The organism is Salipiger sp. PrR002 (assembly GCF_010500775.1).
Classification (GTDB): Bacteria; Pseudomonadota; Alphaproteobacteria; order Rhodobacterales; family Rhodobacteraceae; genus Salipiger.
The window spans coordinates 1-23,040 of sequence record NZ_JAAGOU010000036.1 but is presented as its reverse complement, the minus strand read 5'-3'; the positions used below and the strand labels follow the sequence as shown (position 1 = coordinate 23,040).

The 23,040-nt window shown below is 68.0% G+C and carries 20 protein-coding genes and 1 pseudogene; 7 read left to right on the top strand and 14 right to left on the bottom strand.

From position 1 onward, the window contains the following. Positions 1-28 precede the first annotated feature (28 nt). On the top strand, positions 29-802 hold the full coding sequence (locus G0A00_RS22550) for a hypothetical protein (protein ID WP_164184875.1): 774 nt from the start codon (positions 29-31) through the stop codon (positions 800-802). A 43-nt stretch (positions 803-845) separates the two neighbouring features. On the opposite strand, the gene G0A00_RS22545 is transcribed toward G0A00_RS22550, so the two are convergent. Continuing rightward, positions 846-1,052, bottom strand: a complete 207-nt coding sequence (locus G0A00_RS22545) for a SlyX family protein (protein WP_193789530.1) — start codon at positions 1,050-1,052, stop codon at positions 846-848. Positions 1,053-1,391: 339 nt separating this feature from the next. Between G0A00_RS22545 and G0A00_RS22540 the strand changes: the two genes are divergently transcribed. From G0A00_RS22540 to hisG, 4 genes are all read left to right on the top strand, one after another. After that, complete coding sequence (locus tag G0A00_RS22540) at positions 1,392-2,252, top strand: bestrophin family protein (protein WP_164185076.1); 861 nt, start codon at positions 1,392-1,394, stop codon at positions 2,250-2,252. A 102-nt stretch (positions 2,253-2,354) separates the two neighbouring features. Then, complete coding sequence (hisS, locus tag G0A00_RS22535) at positions 2,355-3,827, top strand: histidine--tRNA ligase (protein WP_066107600.1); 1,473 nt, start codon at positions 2,355-2,357, stop codon at positions 3,825-3,827. Positions 3,828-3,829: 2 nt separating this feature from the next. Further along, positions 3,830-4,900 (top strand): ATP phosphoribosyltransferase regulatory subunit, encoded by a 1,071-nt coding sequence (locus G0A00_RS22530; RefSeq protein WP_235953332.1) that lies wholly within the window; start codon positions 3,830-3,832, stop codon positions 4,898-4,900. Then, the gene (gene hisG, locus G0A00_RS22525) at positions 4,897-5,589 is read left to right on the top strand and encodes an ATP phosphoribosyltransferase (protein WP_164185080.1); all 693 of its coding nucleotides are present in this window, start codon (positions 4,897-4,899) and stop codon (positions 5,587-5,589) included. The genes G0A00_RS22530 and hisG overlap by 4 nt, the downstream gene beginning before the upstream one ends. A 58-nt stretch (positions 5,590-5,647) precedes the next feature. On the opposite strand, the gene G0A00_RS22520 is transcribed toward hisG, so the two are convergent. Beyond that, positions 5,648-6,574 (bottom strand): AEC family transporter, encoded by a 927-nt coding sequence (locus tag G0A00_RS22520; RefSeq protein ID WP_164185082.1) that lies wholly within the window; start codon positions 6,572-6,574, stop codon positions 5,648-5,650. A 126-nt stretch (positions 6,575-6,700) separates the two neighbouring features. Further along, complete coding sequence (gene yghU / locus G0A00_RS22515) at positions 6,701-7,558, bottom strand: glutathione-dependent disulfide-bond oxidoreductase (RefSeq protein WP_164185090.1); 858 nt, start codon at positions 7,556-7,558, stop codon at positions 6,701-6,703. 221 nt (positions 7,559-7,779) lie between these two features. Between yghU and G0A00_RS22510 the strand changes: the two genes are divergently transcribed. Together G0A00_RS22510 and pdeM are read left to right on the top strand one after the other, a co-directional pair. Beyond that, on the top strand, positions 7,780-10,188 hold the full coding sequence (locus tag G0A00_RS22510; RefSeq protein ID WP_164185092.1) for a ligase-associated DNA damage response DEXH box helicase: 2,409 nt from the start codon (positions 7,780-7,782) through the stop codon (positions 10,186-10,188). Positions 10,189-10,273: 85 nt separating this feature from the next. Continuing rightward, a complete protein-coding gene (pdeM, locus tag G0A00_RS22505; RefSeq protein WP_164185110.1) occupies positions 10,274-10,936 on the top strand; it encodes a ligase-associated DNA damage response endonuclease PdeM in 663 nt (220 codons plus the stop codon). 187 nt (positions 10,937-11,123) lie between these two features. Here pdeM and folD read toward each other — a convergent pair whose 3' ends face one another. From folD to G0A00_RS22450, 11 genes and pseudogenes are all read right to left on the bottom strand, one after another. After that, positions 11,124-12,026 carry a bifunctional methylenetetrahydrofolate dehydrogenase/methenyltetrahydrofolate cyclohydrolase FolD gene (gene folD, locus G0A00_RS22500; RefSeq protein WP_164185094.1) on the bottom strand — a complete coding sequence of 301 codons (903 nt, stop codon included), beginning with the start codon at positions 12,024-12,026 and terminating at the stop codon, positions 11,124-11,126. A 5-nt stretch (positions 12,027-12,031) separates the two neighbouring features. Continuing rightward, positions 12,032-12,328 carry a chorismate mutase gene (locus G0A00_RS22495; protein ID WP_164185096.1) on the bottom strand — a complete coding sequence of 99 codons (297 nt, stop codon included), beginning with the start codon at positions 12,326-12,328 and terminating at the stop codon, positions 12,032-12,034. Positions 12,329-12,493: 165 nt separating this feature from the next. Then, positions 12,494-14,164, bottom strand: a complete 1,671-nt coding sequence (locus G0A00_RS22490) for a formate--tetrahydrofolate ligase (protein ID WP_164185098.1) — start codon at positions 14,162-14,164, stop codon at positions 12,494-12,496. 95 nt (positions 14,165-14,259) lie between these two features. Beyond that, positions 14,260-14,859: an MOSC domain-containing protein gene (locus G0A00_RS22485; RefSeq protein WP_164185100.1), complete on the bottom strand. Its 600-nt coding sequence runs from the start codon at positions 14,857-14,859 to the stop codon at positions 14,260-14,262. A 117-nt stretch (positions 14,860-14,976) separates the two neighbouring features. Next, on the bottom strand, positions 14,977-15,690 hold the full coding sequence (locus G0A00_RS22480; protein ID WP_235953334.1) for a methyltransferase domain-containing protein: 714 nt from the start codon (positions 15,688-15,690) through the stop codon (positions 14,977-14,979). 59 nt (positions 15,691-15,749) lie between these two features. Next, positions 15,750-17,663, bottom strand: a complete 1,914-nt coding sequence (gene ftsH, locus G0A00_RS22475) for an ATP-dependent zinc metalloprotease FtsH (protein WP_164185104.1) — start codon at positions 17,661-17,663, stop codon at positions 15,750-15,752. A 92-nt stretch (positions 17,664-17,755) separates the two neighbouring features. Further along, positions 17,756-19,078, bottom strand: coding sequence for a tRNA lysidine(34) synthetase TilS (tilS, locus tag G0A00_RS22470; protein WP_203595482.1), 1,323 nt, complete (start codon positions 19,076-19,078; stop codon positions 17,756-17,758). A 35-nt stretch (positions 19,079-19,113) separates the two neighbouring features. Next, positions 19,114-19,959: a tol-pal system protein YbgF gene (ybgF, locus tag G0A00_RS22465; protein ID WP_164185106.1), complete on the bottom strand. Its 846-nt coding sequence runs from the start codon at positions 19,957-19,959 to the stop codon at positions 19,114-19,116. A gap of 11 nt (positions 19,960-19,970) precedes the next feature. Further along, the gene (pal, locus tag G0A00_RS22460) at positions 19,971-20,501 is read right to left on the bottom strand and encodes a peptidoglycan-associated lipoprotein Pal (RefSeq protein WP_066107637.1); all 531 of its coding nucleotides are present in this window, start codon (positions 20,499-20,501) and stop codon (positions 19,971-19,973) included. 168 nt (positions 20,502-20,669) lie between these two features. Further along, complete coding sequence (tolB, locus tag G0A00_RS22455) at positions 20,670-22,004, bottom strand: Tol-Pal system beta propeller repeat protein TolB (protein WP_164185108.1); 1,335 nt, start codon at positions 22,002-22,004, stop codon at positions 20,670-20,672. Positions 22,005-22,207: 203 nt separating this feature from the next. After that, a pseudogene (locus G0A00_RS22450) lies at positions 22,208-23,040 on the bottom strand (cell envelope biogenesis protein TolA); the annotation flags it as partial.

Sequence of the window (23,040 nt, the reverse complement as noted above, 5' to 3'; positions counted from 1 at the left end):
TCGCCAGACCTCAGCCGGGAGACCGCTTTTGCACCGCCCTGCCCTGACTTCACGCTTTGGAGGCCTTGGCTGCGGCCTCGCACTGGCGGCGCTGGCCGCCTGCAGTGAGACGCGCGACGTGCCGCGCCTGTCCGAGGTCGAACTGGCCGAGGACGCCGGTGAGAGCGCCGCGCTGCCCTCGGAAGCCGAACTGACCGAAGACGGTGGATTTCTGGAAAGCACACAGACCCCCGCGCGCCGCGCCCAAACGGCGCCGCAGGGCGGGCTGCTTGGCTGGCTCGGCGGCAGGGCCAGCGCGGCAAAGGCGGGCAGCGGGCCGGATGCGCAGCAGGTGCCCTTTGGCACCGCCCTGCCCTATGGCGAGATCGCGCGGGTCTGCGGCGTGCCGGGCCGGCAGCTTGGCGTTCCGGTGGCGCAATACCCCGAGAACCGCCGCGGCTATGTGCTTTATGACAGCCGCCCCGGAACCACGGCAGCGCGGGCGCTTTATATCACCGGCTTCGACGATGGCTGCGCGCGGCAGGTGACCGGCGCGCTGGCGCTTTTCGGCGCGCCGCAGTTGCACGAGGAGTTGCGCTATGGGCTGGCGGGGCACACGCTGCCCAGCGGACCGGTGCAGGGCGCCTATGAGACGGTGAAGGCCGAGGTCTGCCGCGTCTCCAGCGGCAAGCCCTGTGGCCGCGCGATGACCCGGCTGGCGCGCGATACCGCCTTCCTCAGCGTCTATCCGACCTTCGGCAGCGCCTCATATGTGAACATGCTGCTGCACGACGGGCAGGTGGTCGCACTCGAACGGCACTGAGCCGCGCGGTGTTCAAGTCGCGCTCAGTCGTGTTCAGCCCCGCTCAGTAGTGCGGCGGCCGCTCGTCGCCGATGACCACGCCGCCGCCACCGTCGGTCTCGCGCTCGGCCTCGCGTTCGAGCAGCATCTGCACCCGGTATTGCAGCAGGGCGATATCCTTGTCCTGCCGCGCCACGGTCTCGGACAGATCATCCACCGCGCGCAGAAGATGCGCGATGCGTTCCTGCAGGCTTTCCAGTTCTTGCGACATGGCAGCGCCTCCTTCGGCAAATGGGTGGCGGTTTCCTTTGGGCTGCAGATAGGCAGAGAGACCGGCGGAGTCCATGGGCGGCAGGTGTTGAGGTGGAGGCGCTGGGGTTTGGGGGCGCTGCCCCCTCTTCGCTGCGCGAATTCACCCCCGGCGTATTTGGAAAGAGAAGAAGCGGGAGCGCGGGCCGCGTCCGAACGCCGCAGGCGGGCACGCGCGGCGGGCGCGGCGTTGCGCCGGGCGGTGCCGGGGATTAACGCTCGACCTGCCGGACGGGCGGTTCGCGGGAGGGTGCCGCCGCGCGCCGCGCAAGAGACCGCGTCAAATCCATAGGTGCCTCCCGTGATCCTGCGCAAACGTCCCGGCCTGCTCGGGCTTTTCTTCGTTCTCAAGGGCTCGGTGGTCCAGAAAATCTGGATCCAGCTGCTGGCCGTGGTGCTGATCTCGATCGCCGTGGTTTTCGCGCACCGCCAGTTTCCCGGCCTCGTGCCGTCGCTCGATCCGGCCCCCTTCGCGCTGATTGGCATCGCGCTGTCGATCTTCCTGAGCTTCCGCAACGGTGCCTGCTATGACCGCTGGTGGGAGGCGCGCAAGCTTTGGGGGCTGATGATCCAGACCGCCCGCGACCTGCTGCGCCAGACGGTGATGATCGAGGGCACGCAGGAACGCCGTGCGCTGCTTTTGGCGATCGTCCGCTTCGCCAAACGCGCCGGACAGCAGCTCCGCGGCGGCGGCGCGGGACAGAGCCCCGAGACCGCCGATGCGGCGCTCACCGAGGCCGGGCGCATTGTCTCGACGCTGGAGCGCAGCGGCGCGCTTACGCAGGTCGAGACGCTGGTGCTGCACGAGAGCCTGTCGCGCATGGCGCAAGCGCTGCTTGGCTGCGAGCGGCTGGCCAGCACGCCGGTGCCTTTCGCCTATTCGCTGCTGCTGCACCGCACCGCCTATATCTACTGCATCATCCTGCCCTTCGGCTTCGCCGACACGCTGGGCTGGATCGCGCCGCTGGCGACCGGGCTTGTGGCCTATGCGTTCTTCGGCCTCGACGCGCTGGCCGAGGAACTGGAAGAGCCCTTTTCGGACAAGCAGAACGCCATGCCGCTCACGGCCTATGCCACCACCATCGAGATCGCGCTGCGCGGCGGGCTGGGCGATACGGACCTGCCGCCGCCGCCAAAGGCCGTGGACTTCGTGCTGCGCTGACCGCCCTAGCCGGGGAATTGCCGCGAGAGGCGGGGCTTTGCTTGCTCCTTGCGGGCCGAGCGGCTATGGGGAGCGCGCAATCTGGACAGCCGGAGCGAGGCCATGGCCAAGGAAAAGAAAGCCCCCCGCCCCCGGGCGCAAACGCCCAAGGGGTTCCGCGACTATTTCGGCACCGAGGTGACCGAACGCGCAGAGATGCTGCATACCATCGCCGGGGTCTATCATCGCTACGGCTTCGAGGCGCTGGAAAGCTCTGCCGTGGAGACCGTCGAGGCGCTCGGCAAGTTCCTCCCGGATGTGGACCGTCCGAACGAGGGGGTCTTTGCCTGGGAAGACGATGACGACGGCTGGGTGGCGCTGCGCTATGACCTGACGGCGCCGCTGGCGCGTGTCTACGCCCAGCACCGCAACGACCTGCCGACCCCCTACCGGCGCTATGCCATGGGGCCGGTCTGGCGCAATGAAAAGCCCGGACCGGGCCGCTTCCGCCAGTTCTATCAGTGCGATGCGGATACCGTGGGCGCGCCCTCGGTGGCCGCCGATGCCGAGATCTGCGCGATGCTGTCGGACACTCTGGAAGAGGTCGGCATTCCGCGCGGCGACTATCTGGTGCGGGTCAACAACCGCAAGGTTCTGAACGGCGTGCTCGAGACCATGGGCCTGTCGGATGACGCGCAGCAGCAGGCGGTGCTGCGCACCATCGACAAGTTCGACAAGGTCGGCGAGAGCGGCGTGCGCGAGCTTTTGGGCAAGGGACGCCTCGACGCCTCGGGCGCCTATATCGACGGCGTGGGCCTTTCCGACGATCAGGCGGCGCCGGTGCTGGCCTTCCTGACCTCCAAGGGCGCGGACGCGGGTGCAACGCTCGCCAATCTGCGCGCCGCCATTGGCGGCTCGGCAGTGGGCGCCGAAGGTGTCGACGAGCTGGAGCAGATCGCCACGCTGCTGGACGCGGGCGGCTATGGCTCGAGCCGTATCGAGATCGACCCGTCGGTGGTGCGCGGCCTCGGCTATTACACCGGCCCGGTGTTCGAGGCAGAGCTGACCTTCGAGATCCTCGACGAGAAAGGCCGCAAGCGGCAGTTCGGCTCGGTCTCGGGCGGTGGGCGTTACGACGATCTGGTCAAGCGCTTCACCGGCCAGTCGGTGCCCGCGACGGGCGTGTCGATCGGTGTCGACCGGCTGCTCGCCGCGCTGCGCGCCAAGGGCCGCATCGGCGGCACCGCGCAGGGCCCGGTGGTGGTGACCGTGATGGATAAGGCGCGCATGGCCGACTATCAGGCGATGGTCGCCGAGCTGCGCAACAACGGCATCCGCGCCGAAGTCTACCTCGGCAACCCGAAGAACTTCGGCAACCAGCTCAAATACGCCGACAAGCGCGAGTCGCCCGTGGCCGTCATCGAGGGCGGCGACGAGAAAGAGCGCGGCGTGGTGCAGATCAAGGACCTGATCCTCGGCGCGAAGCTGGCGCAGAGCGCCAGCCTTGAAGAGTGGAAGGAACGGCCCTCGCAATACGAGGTGCCGCGCGATCAGCTGGTCGCCAAGGTGCGCGAGATCCTGAACCAATGGGCGTGAGCATGGCTGCCGAAAAGGCCGAAGCGGAACGGCTGAAGTCGGTCTTCGCCGAGGCCGGGGCGCTGCCGCTCGACTGCGCGATCATGCAATCGGCCGAGACGCTGCTGGACCTCTACGGCGAGGATATCCGTGCCCGCGCCTATGTGACCCACGATCCGAACCGCGGCGAGGTCATGCTGCGCCCCGACTTCACCGTGCCGGTGGTCGAGATGCACATGAGCCACGGCGCCGAGCCCGCCCGCTATACCTACGCCGGTGAGATTTTCCGGCGGCAGGAAGAGCACCCCGAGCGCCCGTCTGAGTATTTTCAGGTGGGTTACGAGGTGTTTGACCGGGGTGATCAGGCGCAGCTCGATGCCGAGGTCTTCGGCCTGTTCGCGGAAGTGCTGCAGCCCTATGCGCTGCGCCCGGTGACCGGCGATATCGGCATTCTCACCGCTGCCGTGGCGGGGCTGCAGACCTCGCAGGCGCGCCGCGACGCGCTGCTGCGGCACATCTGGCGCCCGCGCCGGTTCCGCGCGCTGCTCGACCGGTTCTCGGGCAAGACCCCGGTGCCCGCGCCGCGCGCCGCGATGCTGGCGCAGGCGGACCCGATGGCCAAGGCCGGTCCGGTGATCGGCATGCGCTCCGAGCGCGAGATCGCCGAGCGCATCGCCGCGCTGCGCGCCGATGCCGCCGAACCGCCGCTGCCCCGCGCGCAGGTGGAACTGATCGACGCGGTGCTGGCCGTGCGCGAGACTTGCTCTTTCGCGCTTGAGCATCTGCGCGACATCGCCGTGGACATGCCCGCTCTGCTGCCCGCGCTCGAGACCTTCGAGCGCCGCTGCGAGGCGCTGTCGGCCCGCGGCGTCGACGTGGCCGAGCTGGACTTCGAAGCCAGCTATGGCCGCAGTTCGATGGAATATTACGACGGCTTCGCCTTTGGCTTCGTCTGCGAGAGCCGTCCCGACCTGCCCCCCATCGCCACCGGCGGGCGCTATGACGCGCTGACCCGGCGGCTTGGCGGCGGTCAGGAGATTCCGGCGGTGGGCGGTGTGATCCGTCCGGGCATCCTTCTGGAGGTGGCGAAATGAGCATCAAGCTTGGCGTGCCCTCCAAGGGCCGACTGATGGAGAAGACTTTCGACTGGTTCGGCGCGCGCGGCGTACAGTTGTCGCGCACCGGCTCCGAGCGGGAATACGCCGGGGCCGTCGAGGGCGTCGACGGCGTGTCGCTGGTGCTGCTCTCGGCCGGGGAAATCCCGCGCGAGCTGGCGGCGGGGCGTATCCACCTCGGCGTCACCGGCACCGACCTAATCCGCGAGAAGCTGGTGCAATGGGATCAGAAGGTCGAACCGCTGGCCGAACTGGGCTTTGGGCAGGCCGATCTGATCGTCGCCGTGCCCGCGGCTTGGGTCGATGTGGACACGCTCGACGATCTCGACGGCGCCGCCGCCGCCTTCCGGGCGACACATGGCTTCCGTATGCGCATCGCGACGAAATACCACCGGCTGGTGCGCGACTACCTGCGTATGGGCGGCGTGGCCGATTATCAGCTTGTCGACAGTCAGGGCGCGACCGAGGGCACGGTGAAGAACCTCACCGCCGAGGCCGTGGCCGACATCACCTCGACCGGCGAGACGCTGCGCGCCAACCACCTCAAGGTGCTGGCCGAAGAGCCGGTGCTGCGCTCGCAGGCGACGCTGTTCCGCTCGCGCGCAGCCAAGATGAACGACGCCGACCGCGACGCGCTGCGCACGCTCACGGATATGCTCGGCGTCTGAGGGGCTTTTGCTCAAACGGGCCCCGCGGCAGAGCGGCGGGGTCTCCTTCGGCTCCGCGCTAGACGGCCCCGCAGGCCCAGAGAACAAGCGGCAGGGTCAGCACCGAAAGCAGCGTCTGACCGGTGATGATCCCGGCCATATAGGGCCCGTCGCCGCCGAGCTGCCGGGTGAGCACATAGGCCGTCGGCGCAGAGGGCACCGCCGAGAAGACCACCAGTACCAGCGCAGACGTGGTTTCGAGCCCGAAGAGCGCGGCCACCGCCACGGCCAGCGCGGGCATGCACAAAAGCCGCAGCAGACTGACACCCGCAAGCGCCGGCAGGTCTTTGCGCAACGCCTCGGGCTGCAGCGCCGCGCCGACGCAGAGCAGGCCCAGCGGCAGGCTGCCCTGCGCCAGAAGCTTCATGAAAGAGCCGGTGCCGAAGGGCAGCCCAACCCCGCTCAGCGCCACGGCGATGCCCGCAAGGCAGGCGAGGATCAGCGGATTGCGAAAGATCGTCCGCAGCAGCAGCACCGCGCCGCGCCGTCCGCCTGCCCCGCTGCCGCTTAGGGCGAGGATCGACAGCACGTTGACCAAAGGGACCGCCACCGCCAGATAGACCGCCGCCAGAGCGCTTGCGCCGCTGGCCCCCACGCTGGCCCCCACGCTGGCAAGGACGGCCACCCCGAGATAGGTGTTGAACCGGATGACGCCCTGCAGGCCCGGACCGAAGCGCGCCGCAGGGCTGGGCCGGACGCGCCGCGCCAGCGCCATAGCCGCAGAGGCGATCAGGATGGTCGCCAGCGCCGCGCCGCCGAGGCGCAGCACCTGCGGGTCGCGCACCGGCGCGGCGGCGAGGCTGGAGAAGAGCAGCGCCGGGAACAGCACGAAATAATTCAGCCGCTCGGCGGCGGGCCAGAAAGCATCAGACGGGAAGCCGGATCGGCGCAGTACGAAGCCCAGACAGATGAGCGCAAAGATCGGCCAGATGGCGGTAATCAGCATGTCATCCTGTTGTGGTCATCCTGTTCCGGGCATCCTGCTCTGGCCGCGCCCGGCGAAGGGCCAATCTCTTGGAAGAGATTTGCAAGAGCCTTCGAAGGCTCTTGCAAGGGGTCCGCTGGCAGCGTGTCAGCCCGCGAGCTTGTCCTGCGTGCGCAGATCGAAGTCCGAGGCGTCATGGCGCTCGTGCAGTTGCTCTTCGAGCGGGCCGACGGCCTTGTTGACCATACGGCCGCGCTGCACTGCCGGGCGGGCGTCGATCTCCTTGGCCCACCGCTGGACGTTGGCATAGCTTTCCACGTCGAGGAATTCCCCGGCGCTGTACTGCCGCCCCAGCGCGAGATTGCCGTACCAGCACCAGATCGCGATATCGGCAATGGTGTAGTCATCACCGGTCATGAACTTGCGGTCCGCGAGGTTGCGGTCCAGCACGTCGAGCTGGCGCTTGGTCTCCATCGCGAAACGGTTGATCGGATATTCCATCTTCTCAGGCGCGTAGGCGTAGAAATGGCCAAAGCCGCCGCCCAGATAGGGCGCGCTGCCCATCTGCCAGAACAGCCAGCTGAGCATCTCGGCCCGCACCTCGGGCTTGCCGAGGAAGGCGCCGAATTTTTCCGCCAGATGCAGCAGGATGGCGCCGGATTCGAACACCCGCACCGGCGTGGCTCCCGAGCGGTCCATCAGCGCGGGAATCTTCGAGTTGGGGTTCACGTCGACAAAGCCCGAGCCGAACTGATCGCCCTCGTTGATGCGGATCAGCCAAGCGTCATATTCGGCGTCATGGCCGGCGGCGAGCAGCTCTTCGAACATCACCCCGACCTTCTGGCCGTTCGGCGTGGCGAGGCTGTAGAGCTGGAACGGATGTTTGCCGACCGGCAGCTCCTTGTCGTGGGTCGCCCCGGCGATCGGGCGGTTGATCGAGGCGAACTGGCCGCCGCTTTCGGCTTCCCAAGTCCACACTTTGGGAGGGGTGTAATGCGCAGTCATGAGAGGGGCTCCATGATTTTTGATTGAGCCAGACCCTAGCGGTTTGAAACGGAAAGGCCAGAGATCGACCTGTGCATTGCGGCACAGGCGCCTGTTGATGCTCCGCCAAGCCTTCGGGGGCGCTGCCCCCGTCCGCGCCATGCGCGGCCTCCCCCGGGATATTTCCGCCAAGAGGAAGGCGGGACGTTTTTCCTGTGTTCCCGGCGCACTATCTTGGGGGCATGACCTCGCTTCCCGCCTCCCTGTCCAATTGGTTCGACCGCCGCGGCTGGCAGATGCACCCGCATCAACGCGCCATGCTCGAGCGCGCCGGGGCACCTGCGCTGCTGCTTATTGCGCCAACCGGCGGCGGCAAGACGCTGGCGGGCTTCCTGCCGACGCTGGCTGAGCTGACCGAAGCACCGCGGGCCGGGCTGCACACGCTCTATGTCTCGCCGCTGAAGGCTCTGGCGGCGGACATTCGGCGCAACCTGCTGATCCCCATCGAAGAGGCCGGGCTGCCGATCCGGGTCGAGGACCGCACCGGCGACACGCCCTCGTCACGCAAGCGCCGCCAGCGCGCCGATCCGCCGCATATCCTGCTGACCACGCCTGAGAGCCTCGCGCTGCTCACCTCCTATGAGGATGCGCCGCGGATGTTTCAGGGGCTGAGCCGGGTGGTGGTCGATGAGATCCACGCGCTGGCCGAGAGCAAGCGTGGCGACCAGCTGATGCTGGCGCTGGCGCGGTTGCAGCGCATGTGCCCGGACCTGCGGCGGGTGGGGCTGTCGGCCACGGTCGAGGACCCCGCCGCCATTGCCCGGCTGCTGGCGCGGCATCCGGACCCCTGCGAGATCGTCGAGGCCGACCCCGGCCCCGAGCCGGACATTTCGATGCTGCAGACCGAGGCAGCGCCGCCCTGGTCGGGCGGCGGCGCGGCCTATGCCATCCCGGCGGTGCTGGAGCAGGTGAAGCGGCACCGCACAACGCTCATCTTCCACAACACCCGCGCGCAGGCCGAGATCTTCTTTCATAAGCTCTGGCTGGCCAATGAGGACGCTCTGCCCATCGGCATCCACCACGGCTCGCTCGACCGCGGCCAGCGCGAGAAGGTCGAGGCCGCCATGGTGCGCGGCGATCTGCGCGCCATCGTCTGCACCGGCTCGCTGGATCTGGGCATCGACTGGGGCGACGTCGATCTGGTGATCCAGGTCGGCGCGCCGAAGAACGTCAAGCGGCTGGTGCAGCGCATCGGGCGCGCCAACCACCGCTACAACGCCCCCTCCAAGGCGCTGCTGGTGCCCGCCAACCGTTTCGAGGTGGTGGAATGCGTGGCGGCGCTCGAGGCGGTGCGGGCGCGCGATCTCGACGGTGAGAGCCGCGGACCCGGTCCGCGCGACGTGCTGTGCCAGCACATCCTCATTGCCGCCTGCGCCGCGCCCTTCGAGGCGGATGCGCTCTATGCCGAGATGACCACGGCGGGCGCCTATGCCGGGCTGAGCCGCGCGGAGTTCGACGATTGCCTGCAGTTCTGCGCCACCGGCGGCTACGCTTTGCGCGCCTATGACCAGTGGCAGCGCCTCAAGCAGCGCGAGGATGGGCTGTGGCAGCTGCGCGATCCGCGCTCGGCGGTGCGCATCCGGCAGAACATCGGCACCATTCAGGACACCGACACGTTGAAGGTGCGCTACCGCGGGCGCGGCGGTGCGCCGCTGGGCGAGATCGAGGAGGGCTTTGCCGCGCAGCTCACCCGCGGCGACACCTTCCTCATCGGCGGGCAGATTGTGCGCTATGAGGGGCTGCGCGAGATGGTGGTGCAGGTCAGCCGCGACGCGCACCGCAAGCCCAAGATCGCCACCTTCATGGGCACCAAATTCGCCACCTCCACCCAGCTTTCGGAGCGAATCCTGCGGATGTTCCAGCAAGAGGACTGGCCCGCCCTGCCCCCGCACACTGGCGATTGGCTGCGCCTGCAACGCGATGTCTCGCGCCTGCCGCAGCCCGGACGGCTGCTGATCGAGAGCTTCCCGCATGACGGGCGCGAGCAGCTGGTGGTCTACGGGTTTGCCGGGCGCAACGCGATGCAGACGCTGGGGCTGCTGCTGACCAAGCGGATGGAGGAGGAAGGGCTGGCGCCCATGGGCTTTGTCGCCACCGATTACGCGACGCTGATCTGGGGGCTCGACGAGGTCATCGACCCGGCGCCGCTGTTTGATCTGCAGGCGCTGGAGGCGGGGCTCGAAGGCTGGCTGGCCGGCAATGCCGTGATGAAGCGCACCTTCCGCGCCTCGGCCACCATCGCCGGGCTGATCGAGCGCAACATCGGCGGGCAACGCAAGACCGGCAAGCAGGCGACCATGTCGTCGGACATCCTCTACGACACGCTGGTGAAATACGACCCCGAGCACCTGCTGCTGCAGATCACCCGCGAGGAAGCGATGCGCGGGCTGGTGGATTTCTCGCGCATCCGCGAGATGTGCGCCCGTGTCGAAGGCCGGATCGACCTTGTGCGGCTGGAGCGGCTCTCGCCGCTCTCGGCGCCGCTGTTTCTGGAGCCGGGGCGCGTGCCGATCCGCGGCAGCGCCGACGAGCGGCTTTTGGAGGAAGAAGTGGGCGCGCTGCTGCGCGAGAGCGGGCTGGCCGAGATCTGAGTGCGCTTGCGCCCCGCCCGCCAGCCAGCGCGGTTTCGGGGCAAGTGTCTTGCGGGGCGCGCGGCGCTCTGGCATGGCAGCGCGCATGACACGGCTCGGCTTCGACTTTCATGGCGCGGCACTGGAGGCGCTTGGATCGGGGGCGCTTTATTGGCCCGCCGAAGGGCTGCTTGTGGTCTCGGACCTGCACTTCGGCAAATCGGCGCGGCTGGCAGCGCAGGGCGGCGCGCTGATGCCGCCCTACGAGGGGCGCGAGACCCTGCTGCGGCTGGAGCGTGACCTCGACGCCACCGGTGCGCGGCGCGTGGTCTGCCTTGGCGACAGTTTCGATGCGGTGGGGCTCGATCTGGTGCTGCCCGAGGAAGAGCAACTCTGGATCGCCCGGCTGCAGGCGGGGCGCGAGTGGCTCTGGGTCGAGGGCAACCACGATCCCGGCCCGGTGTCTCTGGGCGGCACGCATCTGGCGGAACTGCGGCTGAACGGGCTGGTGCTGCGACACATGGCCGAAGATGGCGCGCGTGGAGAGGTCTCGGGGCATTACCACCCCAAAGCGCGCATTGCGCTGCGCGGGCGGGTGATCTCGCGGCCCTGTTTCCTGCTCGACGATGCCCGGCTGATCCTGCCTGCTTATGGGGCCTATACCGGCGGGCTGCGCACCGACAGCGCGGTGCTGTCGGGAATGATGGGCGACGGCGCGCAGGCGATCCTGACCGGGCCGAAGCCGGTTCGGCTGCCGATGCCGAGGTAGCGGCAGACTTCACCCCGGAATCAAGGCCGCAGGCCGCCGGGGAAGCGCCTGCCCGTCCCGGCGGGCTGGCGCTATGTCACCGGTGCACGACGCTCAGAGGTCGTCCGATCATGGCAGGCATAAAGCGAAGACCTCGCGCGGCAGAGCGCCACCCCACGGGCAGGCGCTCCCCCGGCTCCACTTTCGGTTACGCCGTCAGCCCCTCGGGCTCGGGCAGGCCGTTGGCGCGGCAGCAGGCGGTCACGGTGTTGGCCAGCAGGCAGGCGATGGTCATCGGGCCGACGCCGCCGGGCACCGGGGTGATCGCGCCTGCGACCTCTGCCGCCGAGGCGAACGCGACGTCGCCCACCAGACGGGTCTTGCCCTCGCCCTTCTCGGGCGCGTCGACGCGGTTGATGCCCACGTCGATCACCGTCGCGCCGGGCTTCACCCAGTCGCCGGGAATCATCTCGGGGCGGCCCACTGCGGCGACCAGAATGTCGGCGCGGCGGCAGACCTCGGGCAGATCCTTGGTGCGCGAATGCGCGATGGTCACCGTGCAGCTGTCGCCCAGCAGCAGCTGCGCCATCGGCTTGCCGACGATGTTCGAGCGGCCCACGACCACAGCATTCAGCCCCGACAGCGAGCCCAGCTGATCGCGCAGCATCATCAGGCAGCCGAGCGGGGTGCAGGGCACCATGCTCTTTTGTCCGGTGCCCAGAAGACCGACGTTGGAGATGTGGAAGCCGTCCACATCCTTGGCCGGGTCGATGGCGTTGATCACCAGATCGGAGTTCATGTGCGGCGGCAGCGGCAGCTGCACGAGGATGCCATGCACCGCCGGATCGGCGTTGAGCTTTTCGACCAGCGCCAGCAGGTCGGCTTCCGACGTGTCCTCGGGCAGCTTGTGCTCAAAGCTCTGCATGCCGACCTCAAGGGTCTGCTTGCCCTTGTTGCGCACATAGACCTGACTGGCGGGATCCTCGCCCACCAGCACCACGGCGAGGCCGGGGGTGATGCCATGCGCGTCCTTCAGCCGGGCGACATGGCCCGCGACCTTCTCACGGACCGTTGCGGCAAAGGCCTTGCCGTCGATGATGGTTGCACTCATGTGGCTCACTCCTGTCCCAGCACCGCTTCCTCGCGGCGGATCGACCATTCCACCAGCTCGCGCCAGAGCATCTCGCTCAGATCCGGATCGATCCCCTCGGCCTCGGCATTGCGCCGGGCGTTGGCGACGACCTCGTCGACGCGGGCCTTGATCCGGGCGGGCAGTCCCGCGCCGGTCTTGATCTCGGCAGCACGGTCGATGAGGCTCTGACGATGCGCCAAGAGCGCGGTAAGCGCCTTGTCGGTGTCGTCGATCTCGGCGCGCAGCGCCGTCATGTCACCCAAGGTTGCGGGATCGCGCATGGGCGTCTCCTTGCAAGTTTTTCCGTGGCCGTTGCGCCCCCTATGCCGCGATGCGGCGCAAGGATCAACGCACCAGTGCGGCGGATATTGCGCCAATCGCGACAAAGCATGCGCCAATCGGAAACGCGCGGCGCTTTTTCGGTGCCGCGCGGCAGGGGCAGTGGCTCAGAAGAGCCCCTCGACCTCACCCTCTGCGTTGAGGCCGATGCTCTCGGCGGCGGGCACGCGGGGCAGGCCGGGCATGGTCATGATGTCACCGCAGATCGCCACGACAAAGCCCGCCCCGGCCGAGAGCCGCACTTCGCGGACCGGCACCGTGTGCCCCTCGGGCGCGCCGCGCAGGGTCGGATCGGTCGAGAAGGAATATTGCGTCTTGGCCATGCAGACCGGCAGCTCGCCAAAGCCCTGTTCTTCCCAGTCCTTCAGCTGCGCCAGAACCCGTGCATCCGCCGTAACCTCGCCCGCATGGTAGATGCGCTTGGCGACGGTCTCGATCTTCTCCCACAGCGGCAGCTCATCGCCATAAAGCGGGGCGAACTGCGCCGCATCGCCATCGGCAATATGCGCCACGCGCTCTGCCAGCGCGGTGATGCCCGCCGAGCCCTCGGCCCAGTGGCGGCACAGATGCGCTTCGGCGCCGCGCGCCTCGGCGTAGGATTTCACCGCCGCCACTTCGTCCTCGCTGTCGCCCGCGAAATGGTTGATCGCCACGACGACCGGCACACCGAACTGGCGCAGGTTCTCGATATGGCGGCCAAGGTTGGCACAGCCCTTCTTCACCGCGGCCACATCTTCGCTGCCAAGGTCGGCGCGCGCCACGCCGCCGTTCATCTTCAGCGCCCGCACCGTGGCCACCAGCACCACGCAATCGGGGTGCAGCCCGGCCTTGCGGCACTTGATGTCAAAGAACTTCTCGGCCCCGAGATCAGCGCCAAAGCCCGCCTCGGTCACCACGTAGTCGGCCAGACGCAGCGCGGTTTTGGTGGCGATCACCGAGTTGCAGCCATGGGCGATATTGGCGAAGGGCCCGCCATGCACGAAGGCAGGCGTGTGTTCCAGCGTCTGCACGAGGTTGGGCTGCATCGCGTCTTTCAGCAGCACGGTCATCGCGCCATCGGCCTTGAGATCGCGCGCCAGCACCGGGGTCTTGTCGCGGCGATAGGCGACGATCATCCGGCCAAGGCGGTCCTGCAGGTCGGCAAGATTGTCGGCAAGGCACAGGCAGGCCATGATCTCGGAGGCGACGGTGATGTCAAAGCCGCCCTGACGCGGGAAGCCGTTTGGCGCGCCGCCAAGGCCGGTCACCACGTCGCGCAGCGCCCGGTCGTTGACGTCGAGCACCCGGCGCCAGACCACGCGGCGCAGGTCGATCTCGAGCGCGTTGCCCCAGTGCACATGGTTGTCGATCATCGCCGACAGCAGGTTGTGCGCCGCCGTGATGGCGTGGAAGTCGCCGGTGAAATGAAGGTTCATCTCCTCCATCGGCACCACCTGCGCGTGACCGCCACCAGCCGCCCCGCCCTTCATCCCGAAGTTCGGCCCGAGCGAGGCTTCGCGGATGCAGATCGCCGCCTTCTTGCCGATCGCCTGCAGCCCGTCGCCAAGGCCGACGGTGGTGGTGGTCTTGCCCTCGCCCGCCGGGGTCGGGTTGATCGCCGTGACAAGGATCAGCCGCCCCCGCTTGCGCTCGCCCAGCCCCTCGATGAAGCTGGCCGAGACCTTCGCCTTATCATGGCCATAGGGAATGAGGTCGGCCCCGGTGATGCCGAGCTTTTCGCCGATCTCTTGAATGGGGCGTTTCTGCGCGGCGCGGGCGATTTCGATGTCGGTGGTCATGGCGGGGCCTTCCTGCGGAGTGGTCTCGTGCCCCGTCCATAGCCGCTCTGGCGCGCGTGGTCACGCGCGAAGCGTTCGAGCCCTGCGCGAAGCGCTCAGCCCTTGCGCGCCGCGTCGAGATACGCCCAGACCGGCTGGTCGGGGATGTGCAGCGTCAGCGTGTCGCCGATCGAGAGCGTGCCCGGACGCTCGACCCAGGCGGTCACCCCACGCTTGCCCTTGGCGGCGGATTTGAACGCCTTGCCGTGGCCTTTGTGCTCGGCCTCGATCTCGCGCGCGGGCAGGTTGCAGGGGCGGTTTTCCATGTCGATCACCAGCGTCGCCCCATCCGGCCCCTGCAGACGCGAGGACGGCGGGATGTGGCTGAAGTCGGGGATGCCTTCGAGGATCAGCGTCGCCCCGGCGAGCACCGGATCGATGGCCTCGAGGTCCAGCGTCGCGGCGATCTCGGCGAGGTCTTCGGCGGCGACGATGCTGAGTTGCCGGGCGTTGGCGATCTCGGTGCCGCGCTTGTGCTGCGACGTCACCCGCGAGCAGGACGGGCGCGTCAGACCGGCATGGCGCTCGTCTTGGGGCCCAGCCCAATCCAGTTCGATCGACTCGACGGGGACGGAGCGGATGCTGTCGCCTTCGACCGGCACACGGCCAAGCCAAGTGATGCGGGCAGAGAACTGGGTGGGCTTGAGCGCGGGCATGGGAGGGGTCCTTGGACAGCTTACGTTACGGCGCCAAGTTGGGCCACAGATAGGCGGCAAGGTCGAGGGGGTATCGGACCCGGTTCCTGCGCAATCGCCGCCGGACCCGGGCCGCTGTCAGATCGTGACGGTGAAGAACAGCCGCCGGAACGGGAACAGCGCGCCGCCGCTCTCGTCCATCGGATACACCGTACGGATCACCGCCTCGTAGGCCGCGACCAACTCGGTCCGCTCGGCCTCGGTCAGCGGCTCCAGCACCGGGCGGGCGAATGTGGCTTGGGTGAAATGGCGCACCGGATGGCCGTTCTCCTGCGGCGCGAGATACTGATAGTACTCGGTTTCCCAAAGCGCGGTCTCGCCCTGCGGTGCCAACAGCGCGTGATACTCTGCCGGGCGCAGGATGCCGGGGATCGTCGCGGGATCGACACGGCCCGGATAGCGTTCCTCCACCAGAGCCAGCCACATGCGGTGCGAGGGCGCATTGTTCTGCGCCGGGACCTGCACCGCCAGCGTGCCGCCGGGGGCCAGCATGGCCAGCAGGCGCGGCAGCAGGATGTCGTGGCCATGGGTCCAATGCAGCGCCGCGTTGGAAAAGATCAGCGCGGGCGGGCTTTCGGCATGCCACGCCGAGATGTCGGCCTGATGCAGCGCGTCGTAGCAGCCGGTGGCGCGCGCCTTGTCCAGCATCGCGGGGCTGAGATCGACCCCTTCGAGCCTCCGGCCCAGCTGCGCCAGCGCGGGACCCACATCCCCCGCACCGCAGCCAAGATCCACCACCGGCCCCTCGGGCAGCGCCGGCAGTGCGCGCAGCAGATCGAGCGCGGGGCGCAAACGATGACCCCGGAACCTGTGATAGGTCCCGGGGTCCCAGTCTTTATGACCGTCTTGGCTCATGCAGAGGGTTCGGGCTCCATCCCACCCTCGTCCGTCGGCTTGGCCTTCGGCTTGGTCTTGGGAATGGCGGTGACGCTCGGCGTGTCGTCCGAACCGCTGTCCTCGCCGCCCGAAGCATTCGGCGGCTCGCCCTTCATCACGCGCTTGATCTCGTCGCCGGTGAGCGTCTCATACTCAAGCAGGCCCTGCGCCAGACGCTCCCATTCCTCGTTCTTCTCGGTGAGGATCTGGTAGGCGCGCTCATAGGCGACCTGAATGAAGTTGCGGACCTCTTCCTCGATCAGCTCTTTGGTATGCGCCGAGACCGACAGGCCAGCGGTGTTGCCCTGATAGCCCTCATGCGCCTCGGAGTAATCGATGTTGCCGATCTTGTCCGACATGCCCCAGCGCAGCACCATGGCACGCGCCAGCGCCGACGCCTGCTGGATGTCGCCCGCCGGACCGTTCGAGACGTTGGGCTCGCCGTATTTGATGATCTCGGCGGCCTTACCGGCCATGGTCATCGCGAGCTTTTCCTCGCATTCCGACTTGTGCCAGTTCAGGCGGTCGATCTCGGGCAGCGAAACCACCATGCCGAGGGCGCCGCCGCGCGGGATGATCGTCGCCTTGTAGACGGGATCGCACTGCGGCAGCGACAGGCCGACGACGGCGTGACCGGCCTCGTGGTAGGCGGTCTTTTCCTTCTGATCGGCGGTCAGGACCATCGACCGGCGCTCGGCGCCCATCATGACCTTGTCCTTGGCATTCTCGAAGTCTTCCATCGTCACGAACCGGCGGCCAACGCGGGCGGCCATCAGCGCCGCCTCGTTCACGAGGTTCGCCAGATCCGCGCCCGAGAAACCGGGGGTGCCGCGCGCGATGATGCGCAGGTCGACATCCGGGCCGAGCGGGGTCTTGCGGGCGTGCACGCCGAGGATCTTCTCGCGGCCCTTGATGTCGGGGTTGCCCACCATGACCTGACGGTCGAAGCGGCCCGGACGCAGCAGCGCGGGGTCGAGAACGTCGCGGCGGTTGGTGGCGGCGATGATGATCACGCCTTCGTTGGCCTCGAAACCGTCCATCTCGACCAGCAGCTGGTTGAGGGTCTGTTCGCGCTCGTCGTTGCCACCACCGTAGCCCGAGCCACGGTTGCGGCCCACGGCGTCGATCTCGTCGATGAAGACGATACAGGGGGCGTTCTTCTTGGCCTGCTCGAACATGTCGCGCACGCGGGACGCGCCGACACCGACGAACATTTCCACGAAGTCCGAGCCCGAGATGGTGAAGAAGGGCACGCCCGCCTCGCCCGCGATGGCGCGCGCCAGCAGCGTTTTACCGGTGCCCGGAGGGCCCACCAGCAGAGCGCCCTTGGGGATCTTGCCGCCGAGGCGCGAGAACTTCTGCGGGTTGCGCAGGAATTCCACGATCTCTTCGAGTTCTTCCTTGGCCTCGTCGATGCCCGCCACGTCGTCAAAGGTGACGCGGCCATGCTTTTCGGTCAGCAGCTTGGCCTTGGACTTGCCAAAGCCCATGGCGCCGCCTTTGCCGCCGCCCTGCATGCGGTTCATGAAATAGATCCACACCCCGATCAGCAGCAGGAAGGGCAGAAGGCTGAGCAGGAACGCTTGGAAGCCAGATTGCTCCTGCGGCTCTGCGCGCACGGTGACGCCCTTGTCGATCAGCGTATCGGTGACCCGGGCATCCTCGGGCTTGACGGTGACGTAATCCTGTCCGTCGTTGCCGCGGTAGCGGATCTGCTCGCCGTCGATGGTGACGGTGCTGACGGATTGAGAATCGACCGCCTCCATGAAATCCGAGTAGCTGATTTCCCGGCTCTGCAGCGTGCTCCCGCCCCCAGAGAAGAGGTTGAAAAGCGCCAGAATCAACAGGAAAAGAACGACCCAGAAGGCGATATTTCGTGCGTTGCCCAAGGACGGCCTCCTAAAATGACGTATCTCGCGCTTCTCGCGAAGACGCGATGTGTGCCTAACATAAGGGCTGAGCCAGCCGGTTCAATGCGATTTCACCCGGTTTGCGGGCCGGATTGCAGGAATGCCGCGAAGCTGAGGCCCTTGCGACCAGAGCGGCAGAGCTCAAAGACGGGCGCGGCGCCCCCCGAAAGCGCCACCGCATCGCAGGCCACCAGCCGCGCGCCGTCGAAAAGCGCCGGTGCCGAGCGGGCGGCGTGATAGGGCACCGGCGGCGGCGCGGTGCGGTCACGCTGCGCCCAGCCGTCGTCGCCAAGCGCACGCAACTCGGTGCCCTTCCGCACGTCGAGGCAGAGCCGCCAGCGGCCATCCCAGAGCGCGCCTTGTGTGGCGGGGCAGACGGTGTCACGCACCGCCTCATACTCGCGAAAGATCGCGACCCGCCCGCGCTCTATGCGCAGCTCGCAGCCATGCAGCGTGCCGCCACCCCCGCCAAGCAGCCGGTCGAGCAGAGCCTCCAGCGGTGCCTCGCGCGGGCGGTACTCTGCGCCAGAGACGAACTGCAGCGCCGCAGCGAGCAGCCGCAACTGAGTGTCACGCTCAATGGTCTGGAAGGCGGATTGGTCAAACAGCAGATCGCCCGCGCGCTCGGGCGGGATTTCGACAGCGATCTCTTTCCAGACCTGCAGCGCGCGCGCCCGCAGCGCCTCGCCCGCCCGCGCCATGCGCTTTGCGGCGGCTGTCAGGTCGGGGCCGGAGAGCTCACCTTCCGCCTCGAGCCGGGCGATCAGCTTGCGGGCGCGCACCCGGTCATAGCTGTCATCCTCGTTCGAAGGATCGTCCGCCCATGTGCCCTTGAGCACGCGAAGGTAGTGGCGCAACTCCTCGCGGCCCATGTCGAGGCAGGGTCGGACGATGCGCATGGGCCGGGCCTCGCCCGGCTCAAAGACCTCGCGCACCGGCTGCATCGCCGACAGCCCTTCGACCCCGGCACCGCGGGCAAGGCGCATCAGAAAGGTCTCGGCCATGTCGTCCGCGGTGTGCGCCATGAGCACGTCGCGAATATCGCCGCGCCAGCGTCCGATCAGCGACAGACGCGCGCGCCGCGCCGCATCCATCAGGTTGCCCTGCCCGTCCCAGTTCCAGCGAAGGGTGCTGTGCGGCCAGCCCAGCTCGGCGCAGGTCTGCGCGACCATGCGTGCCTCCTCGGCCGCCTCGGGCCGCAACCCGTGATCGACGGTGACCACATGCAGGCGAACGCCCCAGACATGGGTCCAATTGTGCGCCAGCGTGAGCATCGCCATGCTGTCGCCGCCGCCAGAGACGGCCAGCGCGATATCGGAAGGAAAGTCAGGCCCCAGCGCCGCGCCCATGGCATCGGCAAAGCGCTGGTCCAGGGTTGGCGTCACCGCGGTCATTCCCGGCTGCCTCACTGCCCGGCTCACTGGCTGCCTCACTGGCAGCCGAGACGGTCCATTTCGGTCTGCGCCTTGTCGACGGCCGCATTGCCCGGATAGCGCGTGGCCACCTCGCCCAGCGTCACGCAGGCCTCGTTGGTGCTGCCAAGCTGCCCGAGCGCCGCGCCAAGCCGCCACAGCGCGTCGGGGGCAACCTCGCTCTCGGGGTAGTTGGCGTAGGCGCCAAGGAAGCGCCGCGCGGCCTCGCGCGTGTCGCCTGCCTCGCTCAGGGCCCGGCCCTCGCCGAGATAGCTTGCCGCCTCTAGCGGAGAACCCGGGTAGGTCTGGCGGAAGGACGCAAACTCACTCGCGGCGGATTGAAAGTCACCGTTGGCGAGCGCCTCCTGGGCTCGCCGGAAATCGGTTTCTTCGCCAACTGCAAGTTCGGCCCCGTCCGACGGCAGCGCATCCCCGCCAGAGGAGGCGCTCTGCGACGGCGCGGGCGCAGGCGTGCCCGAGGTCGCCGGCTGATCGCCGCCAAGCGGGCGCGTCTGGCCGATGTTGCCGATGTCGCAGCCCGGCTCGATCTCGCAGATGCGGAATTCCAGATCGCCGATCCGGTTGGTGCCGTCGCTGACGACGCTGTCGATCCGGTGGCTCAGCTCTTCGGTGCGCGCGGTCAGCCGGGTCAGTTCGGCCTCGATCGCGTTGACCCGATCAAGCGTGCTGCCGCCGACATTGGCCGAGCCAATGCCGGTGGTGTTGAGCTCTTGCTTCAGCTTCTTGAGCTGACTGTCGAGCATGACAAGCTCCTGGCGGAGGTCCGCCAGGGTCTCACTCTGCTGGGCCTGCGCGCCGCTCGCGATCAGGCCCAGACATAGGGCAATGCCGGTCAGACGCATCAGGCCCTCCTTCAGCTCGTCATGCCCATGGAGATCACCGTCACCGCGCGGCGGTTCTTGGCGTAGCAGGCTTCTTCCGAACAAATCTCGACCGGACGCTCCTTGCCGTAGGAAATCTGACGCAGGCGGGTCGGTGCCACGCCCTTGGAGATCAGATATTCCATCACAGCGTTGGCACGGCGCGCACCAAGCGCGATGTTATACTCGCGGGTGCCCTGCTCGTCCGCGTGGCCTTCGATCACCGCGAGGTAATCGGAGTTGGTCATCAGCCACTGCGCCTGCGCGTCGAGCGTGGCCTGCGCCTGTGCCGAAAGCGTCGACTGGTCGACGGCGAAGAGCACGCGGTCGCCGATCGCCTGATTGAAGTAGGCCGAGGAGGTCGGGTCGTTCGCCGAGCCCGGCACCATGCCGCCATTGGCGCCCGCGCCATAACCCGCGCCAGCACCGGCACCATAGGCGCCTTCGTTGAAACGGTCGGGGTTGGTGCAGGCAGCAAGGCCGAGACCGGCCACCAGCATCAGAACCTTCGGAAGATATGTCATTGGATCACTGTCCTGCTCGTGTGTTTGCCGCAAGGCTATCACAGCGCGAAAGCCTTGGGAACGTGGCGTCTCTGGGCGCGGATAACCCTTTTGAGAGAATTGTTTCCGGCGCATCGGGACGCAAAGCGAAGGGCGCGCTCCGGCGGAGCGCACCCATTTGTCCTGCGGTTACTGCAGCGGCCCCCAGCTCGGGTCAGAGGCGCCGTCGGGCGTGCGCACCCGCTTGAGGTTCCGCCCCGAGATGTCGACCGTGTAGAGCGAGCTTGCGCCCTGCGCTCCCTGCGTCTCACGGGCGAACATCAGCACGCGGCCATTCGGCGCCCAGGTCGGGCCCTCGTCGAGGAAAGAGGCCGTGAGCAGCCGCTCTTCCGAGCCGTCCGTGCGCATCACGCCGATGTGGAAGCGCCCGGCGTTCTGCTTGGTGAAGGCGATGAGATCGCCGCGCGGCGACCAGACCGGCGTGCCATAGCGGCCCTGCCCAAAGCTGATGCGGGTCGGCTCGCCGCCGCTCACCGGCATGACATAAAGCTGCTGGCTGCCCGAGCGGTCGCTTTCGAAGACGATCTTGCTGCCATCGGGTGAGAAGCTGGCACCGGTCTCGATCGAGGGCGCGGTGGTCAGCTGCCGGGTCTGGCCGGAATTGATGTCCATCGCGTAGATGTCGGTGTTGGAGCCGCGGGTCATCGAATAGAGCAGTTGCGAGCCATCGGGCGAGAAGCGCGGCGCAAAGCTCATCACCCCGTCCGAGGTCGGCAGGATGCGGCTTTGCACAGAGCCCACGTCGAGCACATGGATGCGCGGCTCGCCGGTCTCATAGCTGGTGTAGAGCACCCGGTCGCCGTTCGGCGAGAAGCGCGGCGCGATGACGATCGAACGGCTGTCGGTCAGATACTGCACGTTGGCGCCGTCGTAATCCATCACCGCAAGGCGCTTGGCGCGCTCATCCTTCGGCCCGCTCTCCGAGACATAGACCACGCGGCTGTCGAAATAGCCGCTCTCGCCGGTGATGCGCGAATAGACCTGATCGGCGACCTTATGCGCCAGCCGCCGCCAGCCATCGGTGGTGGCCGAGAACTGCATGCCGTCGCCCAGTTCGGTGCCCGCAAAGACATCCCAAGCGCGGAACTTCACGGTCAGCCGCCCTGCCCCGTCAGAGCTGACGGCGCCGGTGATCAGCGCCTGCGCGTTGATCGCCTTCCAGTCCGAAAATTGCACCGGGCTCGAGAAATTCGACACGCGGCTGATATGCGCATCGCGCGGAATTTCGCGGAAGAGGCCGGTGCCGCTGAGGTCTTCGGCGATCACCCGGCTGATCTGCTGCGCGTACTCCGCCGCATCGCCGCTCTCGGCGACGAAATCGGGCACCGCGAAAGGCAGTGGTTCGATCACGCCCTCGGTGATCTCGATGCGCAGGGGGCCATCCTGCGCGAGCGCCGGTGCCGCCACGCCCACCGCCGTCCCGGCAGTGCCGAGGGCAAGGATCAGGGCCAGAATTCTTGTCATGCTCGTAGTCTCCTTCCCGGTCGCCGTGCCGCGCCGCGGATTGCCTGCCAGTTTGCCTGCTTTTGGTCGTCCTCGGGGCGAACATAGCGCGGGACCCCGCCCCGGACAAAGAGCCGTGTCATGCGGCCCAAGTCGGCCCATATGCTGACCTGCGTGCCAGGCCGTACGTCGACCTGAGTGCAGGCGCTTGCCGAAATGCCCCATCACCGCTGCCTCATCTGCTCGGGATTGAAGGTCATTTCGATGGTCTTCCACTGATCGTATTTGTCGGCAGGCAGCGAATAGCCGTCCCCCTGACAGCGCAGAATGGCGCGCCGCGCGTTCTGGAACGCGGTCTCTGCCGCGGAGGCATCGCCACCCGACGAGCCCAGCATCTTCAGGCTCGACGAGACCACGCGGCCCGACGCGTCCATATCCATACCGACGGTCACGGTGACATTCGCCGCCTGACTGCCGACATCCACGACCCAGCATTTCTGTACCGCCACACGCAACGAGTCGCGCTCGCCCTGCGTCAGCGGCGGCCCCGAAGGACCACTCTGCTGCGCCGCGCCGCCACCGCCTCCGGCAAGCGCCTGCGCGATGGCATCGGCCACGGCATCGTCCGCGCTGTCCTGCGCGGGGGGCGTTTCCTTCGGCGGCTCGGGCTTGCGCTCGGCGGTTTCGGTGCGCGGCTGCTCTGCCGGTTTCTCGGGTTTGGGCGCGGGCTCCGGTTCCGGCTGCGGCTCGGGGCGCTGCGCGAGATTGGTCGGACGGGTCAGCGGGCGGCGCGAGGCATCGGGCGCGAGCACCGGCGCCTCGGGCACCGGCTCTGCCGCCGCGGCGGGTTCCTCGGCCTCGGTGACGATCTCGGTCGCGGTTTCCTCGGGCGCGGTCGCCTCCTGCTCTTCCTCGGCCACCTGCGGTGCCTCGGCATCGGGCTCGGCGGCCTGCTGCACCTCTTCGGCCACCTGCGTGTCGGGCTCGGGCGGGGCGACGGGTTCGGGCGCCACGCGCGGCGCCGGGCGCGGCACCGGGCGGTCGGCCACCTCGGGCG

What these genes read in the sequence shown, in the direction of transcription:
- G0A00_RS22545 (WP_193789530.1), bottom strand. Translation starts at nt 1,052, where the DNA reads ATGTCGCAAGAACTGGAAAGCCTGCAGGAACGCATCGCGCATCTTCTG.
- hisS (WP_066107600.1), top strand. Translation starts at nt 2,355, where the DNA reads ATGGCCAAGGAAAAGAAAGCCCCCCGCCCCCGGGCGCAAACGCCCAAG.
- G0A00_RS22530 (WP_235953332.1), top strand. Translation starts at nt 3,830, where the DNA reads ATGGCTGCCGAAAAGGCCGAAGCGGAACGGCTGAAGTCGGTCTTCGCC.
- hisG (WP_164185080.1), top strand. Translation starts at nt 4,897, where the DNA reads ATGAGCATCAAGCTTGGCGTGCCCTCCAAGGGCCGACTGATGGAGAAG.
- G0A00_RS22520 (WP_164185082.1), bottom strand. Translation starts at nt 6,574, where the DNA reads ATGCTGATTACCGCCATCTGGCCGATCTTTGCGCTCATCTGTCTGGGC.
- yghU (WP_164185090.1), bottom strand. Translation starts at nt 7,558, where the DNA reads ATGACTGCGCATTACACCCCTCCCAAAGTGTGGACTTGGGAAGCCGAA.
- G0A00_RS22510 (WP_164185092.1), top strand. Translation starts at nt 7,780, where the DNA reads ATGACCTCGCTTCCCGCCTCCCTGTCCAATTGGTTCGACCGCCGCGGC.
- pdeM (WP_164185110.1), top strand. Translation starts at nt 10,274, where the DNA reads ATGACACGGCTCGGCTTCGACTTTCATGGCGCGGCACTGGAGGCGCTT.
- folD (WP_164185094.1), bottom strand. Translation starts at nt 12,026, where the DNA reads ATGAGTGCAACCATCATCGACGGCAAGGCCTTTGCCGCAACGGTCCGT.
- G0A00_RS22495 (WP_164185096.1), bottom strand. Translation starts at nt 12,328, where the DNA reads ATGCGCGATCCCGCAACCTTGGGTGACATGACGGCGCTGCGCGCCGAG.
- G0A00_RS22490 (WP_164185098.1), bottom strand. Translation starts at nt 14,164, where the DNA reads ATGACCACCGACATCGAAATCGCCCGCGCCGCGCAGAAACGCCCCATT.
- G0A00_RS22485 (WP_164185100.1), bottom strand. Translation starts at nt 14,859, where the DNA reads ATGCCCGCGCTCAAGCCCACCCAGTTCTCTGCCCGCATCACTTGGCTT.
- tilS (WP_203595482.1), bottom strand. Translation starts at nt 19,078, where the DNA reads ATGACCGCGGTGACGCCAACCCTGGACCAGCGCTTTGCCGATGCCATG.
- ybgF (WP_164185106.1), bottom strand. Translation starts at nt 19,959, where the DNA reads ATGCGTCTGACCGGCATTGCCCTATGTCTGGGCCTGATCGCGAGCGGC.
- pal (WP_066107637.1), bottom strand. Translation starts at nt 20,501, where the DNA reads ATGACATATCTTCCGAAGGTTCTGATGCTGGTGGCCGGTCTCGGCCTT.
- tolB (WP_164185108.1), bottom strand. Translation starts at nt 22,004, where the DNA reads ATGACAAGAATTCTGGCCCTGATCCTTGCCCTCGGCACTGCCGGGACG.